We start from the raw sequence: 18,751 nt of genomic DNA, 5'->3' as shown, positions 1-18,751 counted from the left end.
CGCTCCTCTCAATAGGGATCGACGGCATCGCGCAGGCCGTCGCCCAGCGCGTTGAAGGCGAAGACTGTGACCAGCACGAAACCGACCGGCGCGAGAATCCAGGGATAGGAACCGATGACGGAATAGGTCGCCGTATCCTGCAGCATCAGCCCCCAGGAGATGAGCGGCGGTTTCACCGCAAAACCGAGGAAACCGAGGAAGGATTCGAGCAGCACGACGCTTGGAATGTGCAGCGTCACGGCGACGATCACATGGCTCATCACATTCGGCAGGATGTGCTGGAAGATGATGCGCCGATCGGTCGCCCCGACGGCAATCGCCGCCCGCACATAATCGATGCGCGCCAGCGCCAGTGTCTTGCCGCGAACCTCGCGCGACATCTGCGCCCAGCCAAGCGCCGACATGACACCGACCACGAAGACAAGGAAAACGGTAGTGGGTGCGGTTACCGGAATGAGCGAGGTCAGTGCGAGGTAAAGCGGCAATTGCGGGAAAGCGAGCACCACTTCGACAAAGCGCTGCACCCAGGCATCCAGCGGCCCACCAAAATAGCCTGAAATCAGACCGACGCTGGTGCCGATGACGGTGACGATGGCGACGACGCTCAAGGCGATGGCAAGCGAGATGCGCGAGCCATAAATGGCGCGCGACAGCACGTCGCGTCCGAACTTGTCGGTTCCGAGAAAATGCACCGGCTGGCCGTCAGTCGAGCCGAAGAAGTGACGGCTCATCGGGATAAGGCCCAGCAGTCTGTATTCCGCACCTTTGACGAAGAAGCCGAGATAGACGGGATTGTCGTAATCCGGCCCGACGATGGGTTGGAAGGTGACAGGATCAAGCTCTTCCGTTTCAGCGATGGCATAGACGCGCGGTGCAAGGCTGACATTGCCGTCCTTGTCGGTGAAGCGCACCACCTGTGGCGGCGAGAAGCTGCCGTGGGTTTCGAGCGGGTTCATCGGCGCGAAGAAATCCGCAAAGATGGCGATCAGGATCAACAGCGCCACCAGCACCAGCCCGACCATGCCTGTGAAGGAGCGTCTGAGACGCCGCCAGACCAGCGCGAGATAGGTCTCGTTGCCATGGGCGGAACGGTCGGGTTTTGCGGGGGCGGCGGTTTCGGTCTTCATCTCGTCAAACGCCATCATCTCAGGCCCTCCCGAATTCGCGGACGCGCGGGTCGAGCATGGCAAGCAGCATATCGGCGATGATGTTGCCGACGATCAGCGTGGCGGCCAGCACCATCATGAAGGTCGCGGTGACATAGACATCGCCCACCGCCATGGAGCCGACAATGGCGGGGCCGACGGTCGGCAGCGCGAAGATGATCGCGGTCTCGATCTCACCGCTCAGCATGTAAGGCAGCACCACGCCCTGATACATGACGAGCGGGTGCACGGCGTTCGGCACCGCATGGCGCATGATGACAGCGCCTTCCGAAAGACCCTTGGCGCGGGCCGTCTCGACATATTGCGCATTCAGCGTATCGAGCAGATTGCCGCGCATCACCCGCATGTTGTAGGCGAGGCCGCCGAAGACGGCGATGGCGACCACCGGCCAGACATGGCTGACCAGATCAACGAATTTACCCCACGACCACGGCGCACCGCCATATTGCGGCGAAAAGAAGCTGCCGATCTCCGACACGTCGAAATGAAACACCATGAGATAGACGAGGATCAGCGCCATCAGGAAGCGGGGGATCGTCATGCCGAGGAAGGCGATGGTGGAGAGCAGGTTGTCGACCCAGGAATATTGCCGCGTGGCTGCCCAGATGCCGAAGGCGATACCGAGAACGGACGCGAAGATGTGGCAGACCAGCGCCAGCGCAATGGTGCGCGGCAGGCGTTCGCCAACCACATCGGCGACCGGCTTGTTGTAATAGAAGCTATAGCCGAAATCGCCGCGGGTGACGATGCCGCCGATCCAGTTGAAATATTGAATGACGAGCGGCTTATCGAGGCCGTGCTCGATGCGATAAGCCTGAGCCTGCGCTTCCGCTTGTTCGAAAGACGCGCCGCCCTGGTTCATCAGCTGCGAGCGAATGTAGTCGGCATAATCGCCGGGCGGTGCCTGAATGATGGCGAAGGTTACCACGCTCAGGATCAACAATACCGGAATGGCGGATGCAACGCGTATCGTCAAAAATCTCAGCATCGAACGGTCTTCCTCGGTTTGGATGGGCCGTGTATCTCCGGCCGCGCTTCACGCGCGACCGGTACCGGGTTTTCTCCGGGAGGAGTTCTAGTTAATCGGCCCGCCCTCACCCGGTTTGCCGGGAAGCTGCTGCGGGAAGAGTTCGTATTTGCCCTGCTTATCCGCTGCGACCCAAAGGCGTTCGCGGATGATGGAGTCTTCGGCCCAGTTGAACATGAAGATCGGCGTGCCCTGCGGCACATTCGAGAACCGCTTGTTGACGATCAGAGCGCCGGGATATTCGGTGAGACCGATCGTATAGAGGTTCTGCGTATAGACCTTCTGATATTGCTTCATCAGCTCGGCCCGCTCGGCATTGTCCTGCGAGGAAATGAACTTGCGAACGAGATCGGCCATCTCCTTCTCGAACGGCATCAGATCGAGTTCCTTGCCTTCGGGCGAGCGGTGGTTCCAGCTGGTGCGCGGGCCGACAGGGGCAAGCTGCTCGGTATTCTGCACCACGGATGAAAGCTCGGTGGAGTTGCGGCGCACCAGCCAGTCGAACTGCCCGCCATAATGGGCGGCATCGCGCTGGTTGGAATCGAGGCTGTTGATGACGACGCGCAGGCCGAGTTTCGCCATCTGGCCAACAAGACCTTCCGCGAGACTCTTGTCCGTCGCGTAACCGTTATTGACCAGAAGTGTAATCTCGACATTGCGGCCACCCAGCGTTTCCTTCGGGAAATTCAGGAAACCATCGCCGTCCGTATCCTTGAGGCCTATCGAGGCGAGCGCGGCCTTGGCGGCCTCGAGGTTGAAGGGGTAATAGACCGTGGAGGCGCGGTCATAGAAGCTGGTGCCCGATGAAATGCCGCCCGGATAGATCGCCGTGAACGGCCCCTTCACCAGCGAGTCGCCGACTGCCTTGCGGTCGATGGCCGATGTGACGGCCTGACGGAAAACCTCGTTGCGGTTCAGTTCACGAATGGCCTGCCCACGTTCATCCGGATTGCCCCAGCCATTGGCGGAGAAATTCATCTGCAGATTATAGCCTATGAGGCGGGGCCCGAAGGCAAGACGGGCCGGCGCATTGGGGTCGGCGGCGCGTTTCAGCGAGGCGACGAAATTTTCCGGCTGTTCGAGGTTGGAGAAATCGCCCGATCCCGCCACGGCCTGCACATCACGGTCAGCCCAGGTAGAAAGCTTGTAGTGCACCTCGTTGAGATAAGGCAGCTGCTGGCCCTTCTCATCCACCTTCCAGTAATAGGGATTGCGTCGCAGCACGATGATGTCATCAGGCCGATAAGCGACCGGCACCCATGCCCCCATGACCGGCATGTTCATATATTCCGGCGGGAAAGCGTTCTTGAACTGGTTATAGGTATTCTTGGAATATTTCGGATGCTGCGGTTTCAGAATATGCGACGGCCCGGGGCAGAAACTCGGATAGGCCATGGTGTAGAGATATTGCTTGGGAAAAGCTGCCTTGAAGGTCCATTCGACGGTGTAATCATCGATCTTTTTAAGGGTCGTTCCCTCACCGAAAGCCTCGGGCGATGCGCCGCCGCCAAGCGGTGAAACATTGGGATCGATGACCGCATCTTCCCAGTAGAACATCACGTCATCGGCATTGAAGGGCTCGCCGTCCGACCACTTGGCGCCCTTGACGAGATGCATCGTCAGCTTGTGGCCATCCTCGGACCATTCCCAGCTTTTGGCCAGATTGGGTAGCGGCTCGGTATCCTTGGCATCCACCTGGAAGAGTGGTGCCGTGCGCGTCAGGCATTCGGAAAGGGCGATATCGATGCCGCCCCAGCCCTGGCTCTGGCCCGCAATATAGTTCCAGCCCTCGGGCCTGCCGCCGACCACATGGCGCATCGTATCGCCGTAAACGCCCATACCGTCGGGCATATTGCCGGTCTTGTAGACCAGCGGTTCTTCCGGCAGGCGCTCTTTCAAGGGCGGCAGCTTGCCGGTCTTTTCGAATTTCTGGCTGACCCAGTCAGGCTCGCTATAGCTCGGCAGCGCCTTGAATTCGAGGATCGAGTCGCGCGCCACATAATTGATCTTGCCTTCGGCCGGAAATTGCGGCGGCTCCGGCGGCGTGGTGGTCTCGAAGGCATTCGCACTGAGTGCGATCATCGAAACACCGAGACCCAGTGCCGAGATGATACCGATCCTGCGTTGAAGTAACATCGTCATTCCTCCCAAATGGCAGCTCTTCGACCGCCCACCCTCTGTGATCGTTCTGGCCGTGGCGGCGAACTCCCTTCCGCCGCCCGGCCTGTTCCCATGCCTTTTCCTTCAAACAGCCTTTTTCAGCGCCGATTTTTCGGCCCGCAGTTCTTCGATGGAGCGCACATTGCGGCGGGCGGCACCGGCCCAGTCGCGGGTCTTGACGCTGGATTTCGCAAGTCGCTCCTTCGCCGCCGGCACGGCATGGGCATATTGCGGCAGCCAGCGCGCCTGCGCGACGACCATCTCGTCCACCATCTGCCAGACCTCCTCCGGTGTGGCGACGGCGCCGACCAGCGGATCGTGCAGCACGGCCAGCTTCAAAAGATCGATATCGCCGCTCACCGCCGCATGCACGGACATGCGCTGTACGTTGATGGAGGCCATGCAGGTGGCCGCACAGGCTTCCGGCAGGGTCACGCCCGAGACCATGTTGATGCCGAAACGGTCAACAAAACCGGGGGATTCGATGATGGCATCGGCTGGCAGATTGGTGATGACACCATTGTTCTTGACGTTGAAATGGCCGCGATAGACACGCCCCGTCTCCAGCGCTTCAAGAATATGGCTTGCATGTTCGTTGGAGCGCTTTGCCGGATCGATCGGCTTGGCGGCCGAGGCAAGAAACTGCGGGAACTCGGTTTCGAACCAGTTGCGTGTTTCGGTGGAGTGGCGGAGATAACCGCCGGTTTCGCCGTGAATCCAGTCGGACATGTCGATCCAGCGGGCGATTTCCTCCGGCCGCTTGCGATACCACGGCAGATATTCGGACAGATGACCGTTGCTTTCCGTCGAATAGACACCGAACCGCTTCAGCACGTCGATGCGCAGCTTCTCCTGCTGCGAGAAGACCGGATGCGCCTCGAAGGCCGCGACCAGCTCGTCCTTGCCGATCTTGCGGCCGTTGAGCCTCAGATCGATGAACCATGTCTGGTGGTTGATACCGGAGCAGATGTAATCCAGCTCGGACACGCTTTTCGCACCGAGAATTTCGGCGATCTGTTCCGCGCCGTGCTGAACGCCGTGGCAGAGGCCGACCGTATCCACCTTGCCATATTCGATGGCCGCCCAGGTGTTCATCGCCATGGGATTGGCATAGTTCAGGAATTTCGCACCCGGTGCGGCGACCTCGCGGATATCCTTGCAGAAATCCAGAATGACGGGAATGTTGCGCTGACCGTAGAGAATGCCGCCGGCGCAGATCGTATCGCCCACGCACTGGTCGATGCCGTATTTCAGCGGAATGCGGATATCGTCCGAATAGGCTTCGAGACCGCCTACACGCACGCAGCTGATGATATATTTCGCGCCCTCCAGCGCCCGCCTGCGGTCGGTATCGGCCGTCACCTTGACGGGGAAACCATTGGCCTCAACGATCTTTTCGAGGATCGCCCTGATCATATCGAGATTGTGCTGGCTGATATCCGTCAGCGCGACTTCAATATCGCGAAACTCCGGCACACACAGGAGATCGGTGAACAGTTTTTTCGTGAAACCGACGCTGCCTGCGCCAATAATAGCGATTTTGAAACTCATAACGCCACCTCTGTTGCAAATCGAACGGGTGAAACGGGCCGCAGGATCGTAAATATGGCACCACAGAAAAATACCCGTAAGAATCCCGGAAAACCGGCCTTACTCCCAATTTTTCAGCAGCAATATCCCGCTGGCTGTCTCCTCGGATCGGGATTATGCGTATAATATCGGTAAGGACCAGAGAAGGATTATGCTTTCATGGGTAATTTTGTGCTGCGAGATTTGATCGATCAGGGACCCGGCATGCGCACCGTCTCGCTGCCGCGCGGCCGCCAGACGCTGCACACCATGCCGACCAGCAGCGGTTATGAAATCCGCCGCAGTGGCAATTACGACTGGGATGGGCGCAAACGCGGCCAGACGCCTTTTACCGTGCTGCAATATTGCATCGCCGGACAGGGCAACCTGCGTTACGAGAACCGCCACTATGTGGTGAGGCCCGGCGAAACCCTGCTGCTGCTTATCCCGCACAATCACCGCTACTGGCTGGAAGAAGGCAAAGAATGGGAATTCTTCTGGATTTCCATGAATGGCGAGGAAGCCCTGCGCATTCACCGCAATATCCTCTCCGTCACCGGCCCGATCCTCAAGCTCCAGCCCGAAACCGTGGATCATCTTGCCGAATGCTGCTCGCGCCTCGTCAATGGCGCGGAAACGCCAGGCGCCGCCTCCGCCGTGGCTTATGAAGCGGCAATGACGCTTTATGACGATGTCTTCGGTTCTCATCCTTCTTTCGGCGGCGAATATCGCACCATGCAACAGGTGCTGAGCTACATCGACAGCCATCTCGGCGAACGGCTTTCGGTCAGCGACCTTGCGGCGGTGGCAGGCCTCAGCCGCGCGCATTTTTCCCGCATCTTCGCGGCAAGCGAAGGCCTTTCGCCAGCGGAATTCGTGCTGCAGCGACGCCTGCGCCGGGCTGCGAAGCTTCTCACCTCGGCGGCCAACCTTCCCATCAAGGAGGTGTCGGTGCTGTGCGGTTTCGAGGATCCGAACTATTTCTCCAAGGTCTTTCGCAGGCTCTACGGCACCAATCCGAGCGAATTCCGCACCACCGGCATGTATGCGAGCGTGCGGCAGGGCTGAACGACAAAACGACTTCGTTTTGACATGTTTCAGGCGATTAAGGATGGGCGTTACGCCCTTTTTGGAGACCCGCCGAGGTGAAGAGCAAAATTCGGACGATCCTCGTCTTTCCGCTTAGGGCGATCATCGTTTTCGCCCTGATCCTCGACGGTATTTTCCGCCCGCTTTACCGGCCCGTCATCAGGGCCATATCCGGACTGACATTCATCGAGCGACTGGAAAGCCGGATCGCGCGATTGCCGCGTCTTGCCATTCTCCTTTGCCTCGCGGTGCCCTTCGCCATCGCCGAACCGATGAAGATCATCGGCCTCGTCCTCATTGCCCATGGCGCCGTAAAAGTGGGGCTGGTTCTGACGGTCCTTGCCCATCTCGCGACATTCCTGATCGTCGAGCGCATTTATCACGCCGGCCGGGAAAAGCTCCTCACCTATCCATGGCTCGCATGGATCATGCGCTATGTACGTTTCGCGCGTTCGTTTTACGACCGCTTCAAACTTGCGGCACTGAACTGGATCAGGCTCCGGCTTCTCGCGTCGCAGCGATGAAAAGCAGGTCGTTTCCGTTGGCGACGAACCTAAAAATGCGGCGCGATCCGCCCTACCCGCTTCATTCCCCGCGCGGATAACGCTGGTTTTCCTCCAGCACGTTGAGGTCCATGTGGTTGCGCATATAGCGCTCGGAGGCTTTCTGCAAAGGCTGGTAATCCCACGGATAATAAGCGCCATTGCGCAACGCCTTGTAGACCACCCAGCGCCGTGCCTGGCTTTCCCGCACCGCCGCGTCGAAAACCGGGAGCTGCCATCGCCGGTCGATTTCAGCGGAAAGCGATGAGAGGACGGCGCTGAAAGCAGGGTCGCCGGCAAGGTTCGTGCGTTCCTCGGGGTCCGCCTCGATATCATAGAGCAGCGGCGGATCGGCCTCGCAGACCGACAGCTTGTAGCGCCCGTCGCGAAGGGCGACGAGCGGTGCTATCGAGCCTTCGGCGGCATATTCCATCGGCACCGAGCCGCGCTCGCCAGTTCCCGCTGCCAGCGCCGCCAGATCTTCACCATCCGTCCAGCGTTTGAGCGAGGTGATATCGAGCCCCGCCAGACCGCAGAGCGTCGGCGTGACATCGAGCGTTGAGACCGGCGTGTCGATCAGGGTCGGCTGCCAGCCGGGTGCGGCCACCATCAGCGGCACGCGGGCGGAACCTTCGAAGAAACACATCTTGAACCACAGCCCGCGCTCGCCCAGCATATCGCCATGGTCGGACAGGAAGAGAATGATCGTGTCCTCCTCCATCCGCGTCGCCTTCAGCACCTGAAGGATTTCGCCGATCTTCTCGTCTATATAGGAGATATTGGCGAAATATCCGCGCCGTGCCCGGCGTATCTGCTCCGGTGAAATATCGAAAGCTTCGTGATCGCAGGCTTCCAGCAACCGTTTCGAATGCGGGTCCTGCTCGTCGAAGGCAATCGCCGGGGTCTGTGGATCGAGCGCCGGGCAATCCTCGTAGAGATCCCAGAATTTGCGCCGCGCCACATAGGGGTCGTGCGGGTGAGTGAAGCTGACCGTCAGGCACCACGGTCGGTCATCGAGGCGGCGCGACAGGTCGTAGAGCTTGCGGGTGGCGTGATAGGCCACCTCGTCATCATATTCCATCTGATTAGTGATTTCGGCGACGCCTGCGCCGGTGACCGAACCGAGATTGTGATACCACCAGTCGATCCGCTCACCCGGCCTGGTATAGTCGGGTGTCCAGCCGAAATCGGCGGGATAAATATCCGTCGTCAGGCGCTCCTCGAAGCCATGCAGCTGGTCCGGGCCGACGAAATGCATCTTTCCTGAAAGGCCGGTGTAATAACCCGCCGCCCGCAGGTGGTGCGCATAGGTCGGAATATCGGAAGCAAATTCGGCGGCATTATCGTAAACCCGCGTGCGGCTTGGCAATTGCCCGGACATGAAGGAGGCGCGAGCCGGTGCGCAGAGCGGGCTTGCCGTATAGGTGTTGGCGAAGCGGACAGACCGCTCCGCCAAGGCTTTCAGATGAGGTGCGTGGAGAAAATCGGCCGGGCCATCGGGAAAAAACGTCCCGTTGAACTGGTCGGCCATCAGGATCAGGATATTGGGACGCGGCATTTCCACTTTCCGGCTTAGAGACCAAGCTTGCCTTTGACGGCGTCCGCACCCGGCTTGCCATCCAGCGTGGTGACACCCTGCAGCCAGCCATCCAGCGCCTGCGGATTGGCCTTCAGCCATGCCGCTGCCGCTGCTTTCGAATCCTCCCCACCGAGAATGGAGCCCATCAGGCTGTTTTCCATACCGATATCGAATTTCAGGTTCTTGAACAGCGTCGCCGCATTCGGGCATTGCTGCGGCCAGCCGGTGCGGGCGAGCGTATAGACTTCCGCGCCGCCGAAATTCGGGCCGAAATAGGCGTCGCCGCCGGAGAGATAGGCGATATCGATCTTCTCATTCATCGGATGCGGCGCCCAGGCGAGGAATACCACGGCCTTCTTATCCCTGCCCGCCCGCTCAACCTGCGCCAGCATGGCCTGCTCACCGGATTCGACGAGCTGCCAGCCCTTCAGGCCGAAATCATTGGCGTCGATGATCTTTTGGATATTCTGGTTGGCCGGTGCACCCGGCTCGATCCCGTAAATCTTGCTTTCGAACTCAACGGCATGTTTGGCGAGATCGGCGAAATCCTTCACGCCCTTTTCCGCCATGTAAGAAGGCACTGCCAGCGTAAACTTTGCGCCTTCAAGGTTCTTCGTCATCACCTCGGCCGCCTTGGCGGCGTTCAGATCGTCCACGAAGGATTTCTGCGCCGGCATCCAGTTGCCAAGGAAAACGTCGATTTCGCCGTTTTTCATCGCCTGATAGCCAATCGGCACCGACAGCGTCTTGACGTCGGCCTCATAACCCAAGGCATCGAGCAGCACGGAAGCGACGCCATTGGTGGCAGTAATGTCGGTCCAGCCGGGATCGCTGAGGCGGATGGTCTTGCAGGCCGCGTCATCGGCCGCCTGAAGCGGGGTGGAGAAGGCCGCCACGGACAGAATGAGACCGGCGGCGATGCGATGCAGATGAGAAACGGTTTTCATTGCGGCTCCCCTTTTATCAATCCAGTTTATTGAACACCACGTTGCTTTTGCCTGTGAAGCGGGTATTTTTCGATGGTTGATATAAGGAATTTTAATGTCAGACAGGCCGCTTGACCTGGGATGGATGCGCATTTTCACCGAGGTTGCCCGCCGCGGCAGCCTGACGGCGGCGGCGGCATCCCTGCGTCTGACCCAGCCGGCCGTCAGCTATCAGATTCGCCGGCTGGAGGAGGAACTGGGTGTAACCCTCATCCGCCGCAAACATCGCGGTATCGAACTGACGACGGAGGGCCAGCGGCTGTTCGAGGTCGTCTCTCGCAATGTCGACGCCATCGACCTTCTCGCACAACAGCTGCGCCGGACGGAGGAACGACAGACCATCCGTCTGCACACGGACTATGCCTTCTCCTCCTTATGGCTCATCCCGCGCATGCATGGTTTTCGCGCGCTCAATCCTGACATCAATATCCAGATCGTCGCAACGCAGGACCCGCTTGGCCAGGGCAAACACGATAGCGACGTGATGGTGATTTTCGGTACGCGGCAGGAGGCGGGCGACGGGGCGGTATTGCTGCTTTCGGAAAAGATCACGCCGGTCTGCTCGCCTGCCCTGCTGGCCGGGACACCGGCACCCGCAACCGTTGCGGATTTTTCGCGGCGGAAACTCATCCACCTCGAAAACACATCGCAGGCGCACTGGTTCGACTGGTCCACCTATTTCAAGCATTTCGGCGTGCAGAGAGGCGCCGAACACGATGGCGGCGACATCAGCTTCAACAATTACACCATGGTGGTGCAGGCAACCATCGGTGAGCAGGGTTTCGCGCTCGGCTGGGCGGGACTGGTCGACCCGTTGCTTGAGGCCGGCGTGCTGGTGACGGCAGGCCCAAGCCTTGACGCACCGGGACGCGGCTACTGGCTGATGCGGCCGAAAAGCAGCGACAGCGCGGTGAGGAAACTCACCGGCTGGCTGATCGACGAGCGGCGATGACGCCGCCCGCCAGCGCTCTTGGTTCAGATCGGATAATGCAGCGGCCCGTCCTGCAGCGTGACCCAGCGTAACTCAGTGAATTCCGCAATGCCCGCCGTACCGCCGAAGCGGCCGTAACCGGAAGCCTTGACCCCGCCGAAGGGCATCTGCGCTTCATCGTGAACGGTCGGGCCGTTGATGTGGCATATGCCGCTTTCAATGCGGGCGGCAATGGCAAGCGCCCGTGCCTGATCCCTGCCGAAAATCGCGGCGGAAAGACCGAACTCGGTTTCGTTAGCGATGCTCACCGCCTCATCGATGCTGCCGGCCCTGATGATCGAGACGACAGGACCGAAGCTTTCCTCCGCATAGAGCCGCATGGGGGGGGTGACGCCATCGACGGCAATCGCATCGAGCATCGTGCCGTTGCCGCCGCCACCGGCAACCTGCCGAGCGCCCTTGGAGACAGCGTCATCCACCAGCGCCCGAATGCGCGATGTCGCCTCCGCACTGACCAGCGAGCCGAGCGGTGTTTTGCCCTCACGCGGATCGCCGGCAGTGAGGCTCGACGCTTTTTTGGCGAAGGCCTCCACAAATGCATCGGCAACGCTGTCGAGAACGATGATGCGCTCCGTCGACATGCAGATCTGGCCCTGGTTCATATAGGCACCGAAAGCGGCAGCCGCGACAGCCGCATCGATATCGGCGTCATCAAGCACGATGAACGGCGCCTTGCCGCCAAGCTCCAGCAGCGCCGGTTTCAGGTAACGGCCGGCCGTTTCGGCAATCACCCGGCCAACGCGGGTCGAGCCGGTGAAATTCACACGTCTGACGGCGGGGTGTGCGATCAGCGTATCGACGATCTTTGCCGCATCCTCCGGTGCATTGGAGACGGCGTTGAGCACGCCCTTGGGCAGACCCGCCGAAGCGACGGCTTCAATGATCAGCGCATGGGTGCGCGGGCACAGTTCCGAGGTCTTCATCACGACCGTATTGCCGCAGGCGAGCGGCGTGGCGATGGAGCGCACGCCGAGAATGACCGGCGCATTCCACGGCGCGATGGACAGCACGACACCGGCGGGCTGGCGCAGCGCCATCGCCATGGTTCCGGGACGGTTGGAGGGGATGATCTCGCCCTTGATCTGGGTGGTCAGGCTTGCCGCCTCCACCAGCATGTCGCTTGCCAGTTTGACGTTGAACCCGGCCCAGGCATCGGTTGCGCCGATTTCTTCCTTCATCGCCTGGGTAATGTCAGGCCCGGCGGCGAGAAGCGCCTGCGCGGCAGCCAGAAGCAGGCGGCGGCGTTCACCGGGCGGCGTTGCCGACCAGACCGGGAACGCGGCCGCCGCGGCATCGGCCGCACGGGTGGCGTCCTCCACCGTTGCCGCCGCAGCATTCGTCGCCACATCGCCGGTAATGGGGTTGCTGCGTTCGAAACACTTGCCGCTTGTTGCCGGGCAATGGTCGCCGCCGATGAAAAGATTGACAGTCTGCATGGTCTTCCTCCTGAATTCAGACAATGGCGGCGGTGGTACCGCCAAGAAACGCACGTTGCACGGCGGGATCGGCGGACAGGGCCTCAGCCGTGCCTGCCCCGACAATCCGCCCTGCTTCCAGCAAATATCCGCGATCGGCAAGTGCGAGGCTTTCGCGCACATTCTGCTCCACGAGCAGAATGGAAAGACCGGTCTTCTTGATCTCCGCCAAAGCGGCAAAAAGCTCCTGCGTGACGATGGGCGCAAGGCCAAGGCTCGGCTCGTCCAGCAACAGATAATCCGGGGCCGACATCAGCGCCCGCCCAATGGCGACCATCTGCTGTTCGCCGCCGGACATGGTGCCGGCGAGCTGCTGTCGCCGCTCCGCAAGGCGCGGAAAAAGCGAGAAAATATGCTCTCGTGTCGCTTTCTCCGCTGAACGGGCATGGCGGGGATTGGCCCCGAGACGGAGATTGTCTTCCACCGTCAGCGCCGCGAAAATTCCGCGTCCCTCCGGCACCAGCGCCACGCCCCGCTCTACAATCTGATGAGCGGGGACGGCGGCAAGCGACGCGCCATTGACGCGCACGTCGCCGGAGACCGCAGCCACCATGCCGCCGACCGCTTTCAGCAGTGACGACTTGCCCGCACCATTGGCGCCGAGCAGCACCACCGTTTCGCCCTTGGCGACATTGAGCGATATGCCGTCAACCGCGAGATGTTTGCCATAGCGAATTGTCAGTGCATCTATTTCAAGCATGTGGCGCTCCCAGATAGGCGGAAATGACCTGCGGATCGTCAAGCACCGCTGCCGTCGGCCCGTCAGCGATCTTGCGACCCGCCGCCATGACCACGGAGCGCGAACAAAGGGCGCGCACGGCGGCCATGATATGTTCCACCAGCAGGATCGTCGTTCCCTCGGATGCCAGCCTCCGGATCAGCGCTATTCCTTCCTGCAGCTCCGTGGGGTTGAGACCTGCAAGCCATTCATCGAGAAGCAGAAGCTTCGGTTCGCCCGCCAGCGCACGCGCCAGTTCAAGGCGTTTCTGATCGATATAGGTGAGATCGCCGGCCGGCATGGTTTCCCGCCCGGCAAGGCCTGTTCTTTCGAGGCAGGCGCGCGCGACCTTCTCCGCCTCGGAGCGTGAAAGCCGCTGTGGGCCGAACATGGCCGATACGGCAACGTTTTCGAGCAGGGAAAGCGAAGGCAAAAGCCGCACAAGCTGGAAGGTGCGCGCCACGCCGGCGCGTGCAATCACATCCGGCCGCCTGCCCGCAATCTCCTGCCCTTTCAGTCGGATAGACCCTTCAGTGGGCTTCAGCGCCCCGGAGATAAGGTTCATCAGCGTCGTCTTGCCGGAACCGTTCGGGCCGAGCAGCCCGACGACCTCGCCAGCCTCGATGGTGAGGCCAAGGCCATCCACCGCCTTCAGTCCGCCGAAGGTCTTGCGGATATCGGTGATTTCGAGAACGGCGCTCATGCGGCTTTCTCCTTTTTGCGCAACTTCTCGAGCGCCGCCAGCACGCCATCCGGCAGCACGAAGACGATGAGGATGAAGAGAGCGCCGAGAATGATGGAAAAATGGTTGGGGAAGTTCGCGCCCAGCCACTCGAACAGCAGGAACAGGGGCACCGCACCGAGAATAGGCCCCCAGCGGCGCGTGGCTCCGCCAAGCAACGCCATGATGACGGTGAGGAACGATACCTGCGGATTAAACACGATGGCCGGCTCGATATAGACCCAGCGCGGGGCCTGAATGGCGCCGACCAGCGTGATGATCGTGGCGGAAAGCACGAAGAGCGTCAGCTTGGTGCGGGCGAGATTAATGCCCGCATGGGCGGCCACGACCTCGTCGTCACCGATTGCCTTCAATGCCAGTCCGAGCTTGCTGCGGTCGATGAGGATTGCCAGCAAGAGGGTGACGACAGCCAGCGCCAGCAATTGCCACAGCACATGCTGCGGCTCCAGCGGCAGGAAGATATAGCGCCCGAGCGTGCCGGTCACATTCACCTCATACCAGGTGATGAGCTGGCGGATGAGTTCGGCAAGGCCAAAGGAAAAGATCACGAAATAAATGCCGGCGACGCGCAGCGTGGAAAGCCCGACGACAAGCGCCAGCGCCGCGCCGACAAGGGCCGCACACAGGAGCACCAGCGGCCATGGCAGAACCTCGCTCAGCACCGCGACCGTATAGGCCCCGACACCGAAGAAGGCGACGGTGGCGAGCGAAATATAGCGCGTCGGGCCGGAGAACATCGCCCAGGCGGAGGCAAGCGTCGCGTAACCGAGAAGGCTGATGATGACGCCGACGCCATAGGCATCGAAAAAGAAGGGGGAAAGCGCCAGCAGTGCAGCTGCGGCAAGGCCGATGAGAAGCGGGATCATTTGCCCCTCCTTGCGAAGATGCCTTCCGGACGCCAGAGCAGCACCACGAGAAAGAGCAGATAGGTGGCGGCAAGCGTGAGGCCGGGATCGACATAAACAAGCACGAAGGTTTCCACGAGGCCGAGCAGCAGGCCAGCCACCAGAGCGCCGAGCAGATTGCCGACACCGCCCATGATGACGACGACAAGCGCCTTCATGGTGAAGACCACGCCATAGGAGGCGGAAAAGGTCTGGTACATCGAAATCATCACCCCGCCGGCCACGGCGAGTGCACCACCAAGAGCAAAGCGATCGAGGCCACACGGTTCACATCAATGCCAACCAGCGGCGCAGATTTGGGCGCAAGCGCCACCGCCCGAAGGTTGAGGCCCCAGCGGCTGTGGGTGAGCGCCAGATAAAGCCCGCCACCGATCGCGACCGACAGGCCAAAGGACAGCAGCCGGTTCAGCGCCACTGTGGTGCCGAAGATGTCGACGCCATCGGAGAGATAGGAATAGGAATGGTAGTTGCCGCCGAACGCCACGAGCATGATGCCCTGGATAACGAAGAGCAGCCCGAAGGTCGCCAGAATGGAATCGACTTCCAGACGGCCGGAGCCGCCCGAACGGCGCACCAGCGGCCGCATCATGACCCGGTAGATCACGAAAGACAGGGCGTAACCGAGCGGCACGATGATGAAAAGCGACCAGAGCGGCGAAAGGCCATAGACGGAAAACAACACGAAGGTGATGAAGGCAGCCGCAATCAGCACCTCGCCATAAGCAAGGTTCATGATGCGGGCAATGCCATATTGCAGCGAAAGTCCAAGCGCGATCAGCGCATAGGTCCCTCCCAGCATCAAGCCGAAGATGAGGGTGGATAAGAACAAGGGAATGTCTCCAGTATGGAAGATGGCCAAAGCCTTCCGGCCGGGGAGTACGACCCCGGCCGGCAAAGGTTCACCATTGCGGCTTCGGAACGACCGGCTTGGCCGCACCTGCGCGGTCTGCGGGCGCAATCGCCACAAAACGCTCACCCTGCCATTGCCCGGCCCACCAGAGCTGGCGAAGCTGGTTGTCTTCAAGCTTGACCGGGCCGATGACGGTGTCGAAGCTTCCCGTCGAAAGTTCATTTGCCACCGCCGCCTTGTCGAGGCCGACGCGTTGGATGGACTGGGCCAGCATTTCGAGGCTCGCATAGGTGATGGCGCTTGCCCAGCTGTCCGGCTTGGTGCCGATGAAGGCTTCGTGGCGTTTGAAATAATCCTCGATCTTGTCGCTGCTGCCATCGACGCCGCCGATGCTGATCACGCCCTCCTGCTTGCCATCAGAAACCTTCGGGAAGATCGGGAAAGCACCGCCGACGCCGACATAAAGGACCTTCGGGTTGAACTTCGACGTCTGCGCCTGTTTCGTCACCGCAAAACTATCGGGCGGATAGGAAAAGGCGATGAAGCTGTCCGCACCGCTCGCCGCCGCCTCGTTCACAAGTGCTGCGAAATCGGAAGTGCCGACCGGATAGGTCTTGTCATAGGCAAGCGTGAAACCCGCTTCCTTCAGCGCCGGCCGCGCGGCCTTGATGAGATCGATGCCAAAACCATCGGCCACGGAAATCACCGCGACCTTGTCGTTGATCTGGCCGGCATCGCGCGCAGCTTTCAAAACGTCGGCGAGCGCATTGGCATAGTCATGACCACCGCCCAGCATCCAGAAGCTCTTTTTCCAGCGCGCCGCGAAATCGGGCGCCTTGTCGGTAACGCCGGTAACCGCAAGCTGCGGATAACCGAAACGGTCGTAAAGCGGTGCAACGGCCAGATTGAAGCCCGTGCCCCAGGGCGGCAGAATGAAATCGACCTTGTCCTGGCTCGCCAGACGCTCGGTGAACCGCACGGCATCCTCGGCCGAGGAGCGGTCGTCATATTCCACCACTTCCACCGGCAGGCGCTTGCCATCCGGCAGGCTCAGGCCACCGGCGTCGTTGACCTCTTTCACCCATAATTTGTAGTTCGGAATGGTGGTGATGCCAGCACCCGTGGCATTGGCGCCGCTTTTTGAGACGGCATAACCGATCTTCACCGAGGTACGGTCCTGCGCAATGGCGTGACCGAAAGATACCGCCGACAAGGCAGCACCGGAGAGCAGGCAGAACAGCGTTCTGCGCTTCAGACTATTCATGATGTTCCTCCCAAAGCGCCTTAGCGGGGTTGCCGTTCTCCTCAAGGCTTTCCCCTGCGCTGATCAAAGTTTAGCAATGACAGCCACATATAAAATGCACTAGTGTAGTGCATTATTGTACTTTTGGAGGATGAATGCCGCTGCATGGCCAGATTGCCGGCAATCGCGTGGAGATCACCGCGCGCACCCTCGCCTCGACGCTGCGCATCTCCGAGTTCCGGCTGGAATCGGACAGCGCCCATCTGCTTCTCCTGTCCGCCGGGGAAGCGGAGATCATACAGGGTGAAAAGACGCTGCCTGTGCCGGCACCGGGGCTCGTCTGGCTGCCCATCGGCCCCACTGGCCGCCTGCGGCTGACTGCCGGAAGCCGTGGATCCCTGCTGAGCACGACGGAAATCGGGCTTGCCCATGCGATGCCCACCGGCACGAGCGCAAGCGCCGTGCGCAATATATTGCAGCGTGTTCTGACGCAGGCGCCGGCTGAAAGGGACCGGCAGGAACTTGCGGGTTATCTCGAGACCATCGCCAACGAAAATGTCCGCGCGACAACCGGTTCGGACACGATCATCGCCAGCCTGCTCTCCGTCACCCTCATTCGAATCTGCCAGCACGCCATAGCCGATATTGCCGCAGCCGTCTCAACGCCCGGCAGCCTCACCGAGCGTTTCGTCCTACTGGTCAGCCAGCACAAACGCGATCAATGGGGCGTGGAAGATTATGCGAGGCAACTCGGCGTCAACCGCGAACGCCTTGGATTTGCGGTGCGCAAGGCGACGGGGCTTTCGCCGCAGGCCTATATTCACCGGGAACTGCTGTCCGAAGCGCGTGACCTTCTTCTGAACTCATCGCTGCAAGTCGCTGAAATCGCGTTCCGATTGGGATTTCAGGACCCCGGTTATTTCAATCGCTTCTTCACCCGTAACGAGGGCACGTCTCCCGGCCGTTTCAGGAGAACGGCAACGCGAATGCAGAACGTGCCGCCGCCATCTTATGCGGCCTGGCCGTGACCTGACAGGCGGGGCTGAGAATTAGGCCGCTTCCAGTTCCTTGATATTGGCAAGGTCCGCTTCCAGCCTCACAGCCGCCGCCTTAATGTCGAAGGCATTCTGCAAGTTCAGCCAATATTCCGGTGTGGTCTTGAAAAACTTTGCAAGGCGCAAGGCGGTGTCGGCGGTGATACCCAGTTTCTCTCCCGCAATCCGTTCTATGCGGGTGCGCGGAATATTGAGGTGCCTTGCAAGAGCGTAAGCCGACATCCCCAGCGGCTCAAGATAGAGTTCCCGCAGGATTTCGCCCGGATGGATCGGAGGCGATTTACTGATTGTCATGCCGCTGGCCCTCCTTGGCCGATTTTTCATGAGGCTCTCCACGAGAATTCCAGACTAGTGATAGTCGGTTATTTCCACGCTTTCCGGCCCTGCTTCCGTCCAGACGAAGCAGATGCGCCACTGCTTGTTGATCCGGATCGAATATTGGCCCTCGCGATCGCCGGACAGCTTTTCCAAACGATTGCCGGGCGATGAGCGAAGGTCTTCTACCGTGGTCGCCGCATCCAGGATCGTGAGCAGCTGCTGGGCGCGGCGTACGAGATCGGCGGGAAAGCCTTTCTTCACAGATCCGTCGTCAATCGATGCGGTCAGCTTGTTTTTGAAAGAACGGATCATTGCTGGCCTCGTGATGTTGGTATC

At 60.5% G+C, this 18,751-nt stretch carries 17 protein-coding genes and 1 pseudogene; 4 read left to right on the top strand and 14 right to left on the bottom strand.

The window, feature by feature from the left end:
• Window positions 1-8: 8 nt before the first annotated feature.
• From F3H58_RS12925 to F3H58_RS12910, 4 genes are all read right to left on the bottom strand, one after another.
• The gene (locus F3H58_RS12925; RefSeq protein WP_149742472.1) at window positions 9-1,145 is read right to left on the bottom strand and encodes an ABC transporter permease; all 1,137 of its coding nucleotides are present in this window, start codon (window positions 1,143-1,145) and stop codon (window positions 9-11) included.
• A 1-nt stretch (window position 1,146) separates the two neighbouring features.
• Window positions 1,147-2,154: an ABC transporter permease gene (locus F3H58_RS12920; RefSeq protein ID WP_003521727.1), complete on the bottom strand. Its 1,008-nt coding sequence runs from the start codon at window positions 2,152-2,154 to the stop codon at window positions 1,147-1,149.
• Between the two features lie 87 nt (window positions 2,155-2,241).
• Window positions 2,242-4,329 (bottom strand): ABC transporter substrate-binding protein, encoded by a 2,088-nt coding sequence (locus tag F3H58_RS12915; RefSeq protein ID WP_149742471.1) that lies wholly within the window; start codon window positions 4,327-4,329, stop codon window positions 2,242-2,244.
• A gap of 108 nt (window positions 4,330-4,437) precedes the next feature.
• Window positions 4,438-5,904 carry an alpha-glucosidase/alpha-galactosidase gene (locus F3H58_RS12910; RefSeq protein ID WP_149742470.1) on the bottom strand — a complete coding sequence of 489 codons (1,467 nt, stop codon included), beginning with the start codon at window positions 5,902-5,904 and terminating at the stop codon, window positions 4,438-4,440.
• A gap of 198 nt (window positions 5,905-6,102) precedes the next feature.
• On the opposite strand from F3H58_RS12910, the gene F3H58_RS12905 reads away from it, so the two are divergent.
• Window positions 6,103-6,990 (top strand): AraC family transcriptional regulator, encoded by an 888-nt coding sequence (locus F3H58_RS12905; protein ID WP_125146201.1) that lies wholly within the window; start codon window positions 6,103-6,105, stop codon window positions 6,988-6,990.
• A gap of 77 nt (window positions 6,991-7,067) precedes the next feature.
• The gene (locus tag F3H58_RS12900; RefSeq protein ID WP_149742469.1) at window positions 7,068-7,535 is read left to right on the top strand and encodes a hypothetical protein; all 468 of its coding nucleotides are present in this window, start codon (window positions 7,068-7,070) and stop codon (window positions 7,533-7,535) included.
• 61 nt (window positions 7,536-7,596) lie between these two features.
• Here F3H58_RS12900 and betC read toward each other — a convergent pair whose 3' ends face one another.
• Together betC and choX are read right to left on the bottom strand one after the other, a co-directional pair.
• The gene (gene betC / locus F3H58_RS12895; RefSeq protein WP_149742468.1) at window positions 7,597-9,111 is read right to left on the bottom strand and encodes a choline-sulfatase; all 1,515 of its coding nucleotides are present in this window, start codon (window positions 9,109-9,111) and stop codon (window positions 7,597-7,599) included.
• 14 nt (window positions 9,112-9,125) lie between these two features.
• Window positions 9,126-10,079: a choline ABC transporter substrate-binding protein gene (gene choX, locus F3H58_RS12890; protein ID WP_149742467.1), complete on the bottom strand. Its 954-nt coding sequence runs from the start codon at window positions 10,077-10,079 to the stop codon at window positions 9,126-9,128.
• Window positions 10,080-10,173: 94 nt separating this feature from the next.
• Between choX and F3H58_RS12885 the strand changes: the two genes are divergently transcribed.
• A complete protein-coding gene (locus F3H58_RS12885) occupies window positions 10,174-11,070 on the top strand; it encodes a choline sulfate utilization transcriptional regulator (RefSeq protein ID WP_149742466.1) in 897 nt (298 codons plus the stop codon).
• Between the two features lie 23 nt (window positions 11,071-11,093).
• On the opposite strand, the gene F3H58_RS12880 is transcribed toward F3H58_RS12885, so the two are convergent.
• The 6 genes and pseudogenes from F3H58_RS12880 to F3H58_RS12855 form a co-directional block, all read right to left on the bottom strand.
• Entirely contained in the window at window positions 11,094-12,545 is a 1,452-nt protein-coding gene (locus F3H58_RS12880; protein ID WP_149742465.1) for an aldehyde dehydrogenase, read from the bottom strand.
• 16 nt (window positions 12,546-12,561) lie between these two features.
• Complete coding sequence (locus tag F3H58_RS12875) at window positions 12,562-13,284, bottom strand: ABC transporter ATP-binding protein (protein WP_149742464.1); 723 nt, start codon at window positions 13,282-13,284, stop codon at window positions 12,562-12,564.
• A complete protein-coding gene (locus tag F3H58_RS12870) occupies window positions 13,277-14,005 on the bottom strand; it encodes an ABC transporter ATP-binding protein (RefSeq protein WP_149742463.1) in 729 nt (242 codons plus the stop codon). The genes F3H58_RS12875 and F3H58_RS12870 overlap by 8 nt, the downstream gene beginning before the upstream one ends.
• On the bottom strand, window positions 14,002-14,910 hold the full coding sequence (locus F3H58_RS12865; protein ID WP_149742462.1) for a branched-chain amino acid ABC transporter permease: 909 nt from the start codon (window positions 14,908-14,910) through the stop codon (window positions 14,002-14,004). The genes F3H58_RS12870 and F3H58_RS12865 overlap by 4 nt, the downstream gene beginning before the upstream one ends.
• Window positions 14,907-15,778, bottom strand: a pseudogene (locus F3H58_RS12860) (branched-chain amino acid ABC transporter permease). The gene F3H58_RS12865 and the pseudogene F3H58_RS12860 overlap by 4 nt, the downstream one beginning before the upstream one ends.
• A 70-nt stretch (window positions 15,779-15,848) precedes the next feature.
• Window positions 15,849-17,063: an amino acid ABC transporter substrate-binding protein gene (locus F3H58_RS12855; protein WP_149742461.1), complete on the bottom strand. Its 1,215-nt coding sequence runs from the start codon at window positions 17,061-17,063 to the stop codon at window positions 15,849-15,851.
• 134 nt (window positions 17,064-17,197) lie between these two features.
• Here F3H58_RS12855 and F3H58_RS12850 point away from each other — a divergent pair, with 134 nt between their 5' ends.
• Window positions 17,198-18,070 carry a helix-turn-helix transcriptional regulator gene (locus F3H58_RS12850; RefSeq protein ID WP_149742460.1) on the top strand — a complete coding sequence of 291 codons (873 nt, stop codon included), beginning with the start codon at window positions 17,198-17,200 and terminating at the stop codon, window positions 18,068-18,070.
• Between the two features lie 21 nt (window positions 18,071-18,091).
• Here the strand turns inward: F3H58_RS12850 and F3H58_RS12845 are convergent, their stop codons facing one another.
• The gene (locus F3H58_RS12845; protein ID WP_020009806.1) at window positions 18,092-18,391 is read right to left on the bottom strand and encodes a HigA family addiction module antitoxin; all 300 of its coding nucleotides are present in this window, start codon (window positions 18,389-18,391) and stop codon (window positions 18,092-18,094) included.
• 54 nt (window positions 18,392-18,445) lie between these two features.
• Window positions 18,446-18,727: a type II toxin-antitoxin system RelE/ParE family toxin gene (locus F3H58_RS12840; RefSeq protein ID WP_149742459.1), complete on the bottom strand. Its 282-nt coding sequence runs from the start codon at window positions 18,725-18,727 to the stop codon at window positions 18,446-18,448.
• Window positions 18,728-18,751 lie beyond the last annotated feature (24 nt).

Origin of the sequence: Rhizobium sp. NFACC06-2 (genome assembly GCF_900101425.1) — a bacterium.
GTDB classification, from domain to species: domain Bacteria; phylum Pseudomonadota; class Alphaproteobacteria; order Rhizobiales; family Rhizobiaceae; genus Agrobacterium; species Agrobacterium leguminum.
Note: the sequence above shows the minus strand (reverse complement) of the source record. Positions and strands in the feature narration are given on the sequence as shown.

Coding starts and splice junctions, on each gene's coding strand:
- F3H58_RS12925 (WP_149742472.1), bottom strand. CDS start 1,145: ATGATGGCGTTTGACGAGATGAAGACCGAAACCGCCGCCCCCGCAAAA.
- F3H58_RS12920 (WP_003521727.1), bottom strand. CDS start 2,154: ATGCTGAGATTTTTGACGATACGCGTTGCATCCGCCATTCCGGTATTG.
- F3H58_RS12915 (WP_149742471.1), bottom strand. CDS start 4,329: ATGTTACTTCAACGCAGGATCGGTATCATCTCGGCACTGGGTCTCGGT.
- F3H58_RS12910 (WP_149742470.1), bottom strand. CDS start 5,904: ATGAGTTTCAAAATCGCTATTATTGGCGCAGGCAGCGTCGGTTTCACG.
- F3H58_RS12905 (WP_125146201.1), top strand. CDS start 6,103: ATGGGTAATTTTGTGCTGCGAGATTTGATCGATCAGGGACCCGGCATG.
- betC (WP_149742468.1), bottom strand. CDS start 9,111: ATGCCGCGTCCCAATATCCTGATCCTGATGGCCGACCAGTTCAACGGG.
- choX (WP_149742467.1), bottom strand. CDS start 10,079: ATGAAAACCGTTTCTCATCTGCATCGCATCGCCGCCGGTCTCATTCTG.
- F3H58_RS12885 (WP_149742466.1), top strand. CDS start 10,174: ATGTCAGACAGGCCGCTTGACCTGGGATGGATGCGCATTTTCACCGAG.
- F3H58_RS12880 (WP_149742465.1), bottom strand. CDS start 12,545: ATGCAGACTGTCAATCTTTTCATCGGCGGCGACCATTGCCCGGCAACA.
- F3H58_RS12875 (WP_149742464.1), bottom strand. CDS start 13,284: ATGCTTGAAATAGATGCACTGACAATTCGCTATGGCAAACATCTCGCG.
- F3H58_RS12870 (WP_149742463.1), bottom strand. CDS start 14,005: ATGAGCGCCGTTCTCGAAATCACCGATATCCGCAAGACCTTCGGCGGA.
- F3H58_RS12865 (WP_149742462.1), bottom strand. CDS start 14,910: ATGATCCCGCTTCTCATCGGCCTTGCCGCAGCTGCACTGCTGGCGCTT.
- F3H58_RS12855 (WP_149742461.1), bottom strand. CDS start 17,063: ATGAATAGTCTGAAGCGCAGAACGCTGTTCTGCCTGCTCTCCGGTGCT.
- F3H58_RS12850 (WP_149742460.1), top strand. CDS start 17,198: ATGCCGCTGCATGGCCAGATTGCCGGCAATCGCGTGGAGATCACCGCG.
- F3H58_RS12845 (WP_020009806.1), bottom strand. CDS start 18,391: ATGACAATCAGTAAATCGCCTCCGATCCATCCGGGCGAAATCCTGCGG.
- F3H58_RS12840 (WP_149742459.1), bottom strand. CDS start 18,727: ATGATCCGTTCTTTCAAAAACAAGCTGACCGCATCGATTGACGACGGA.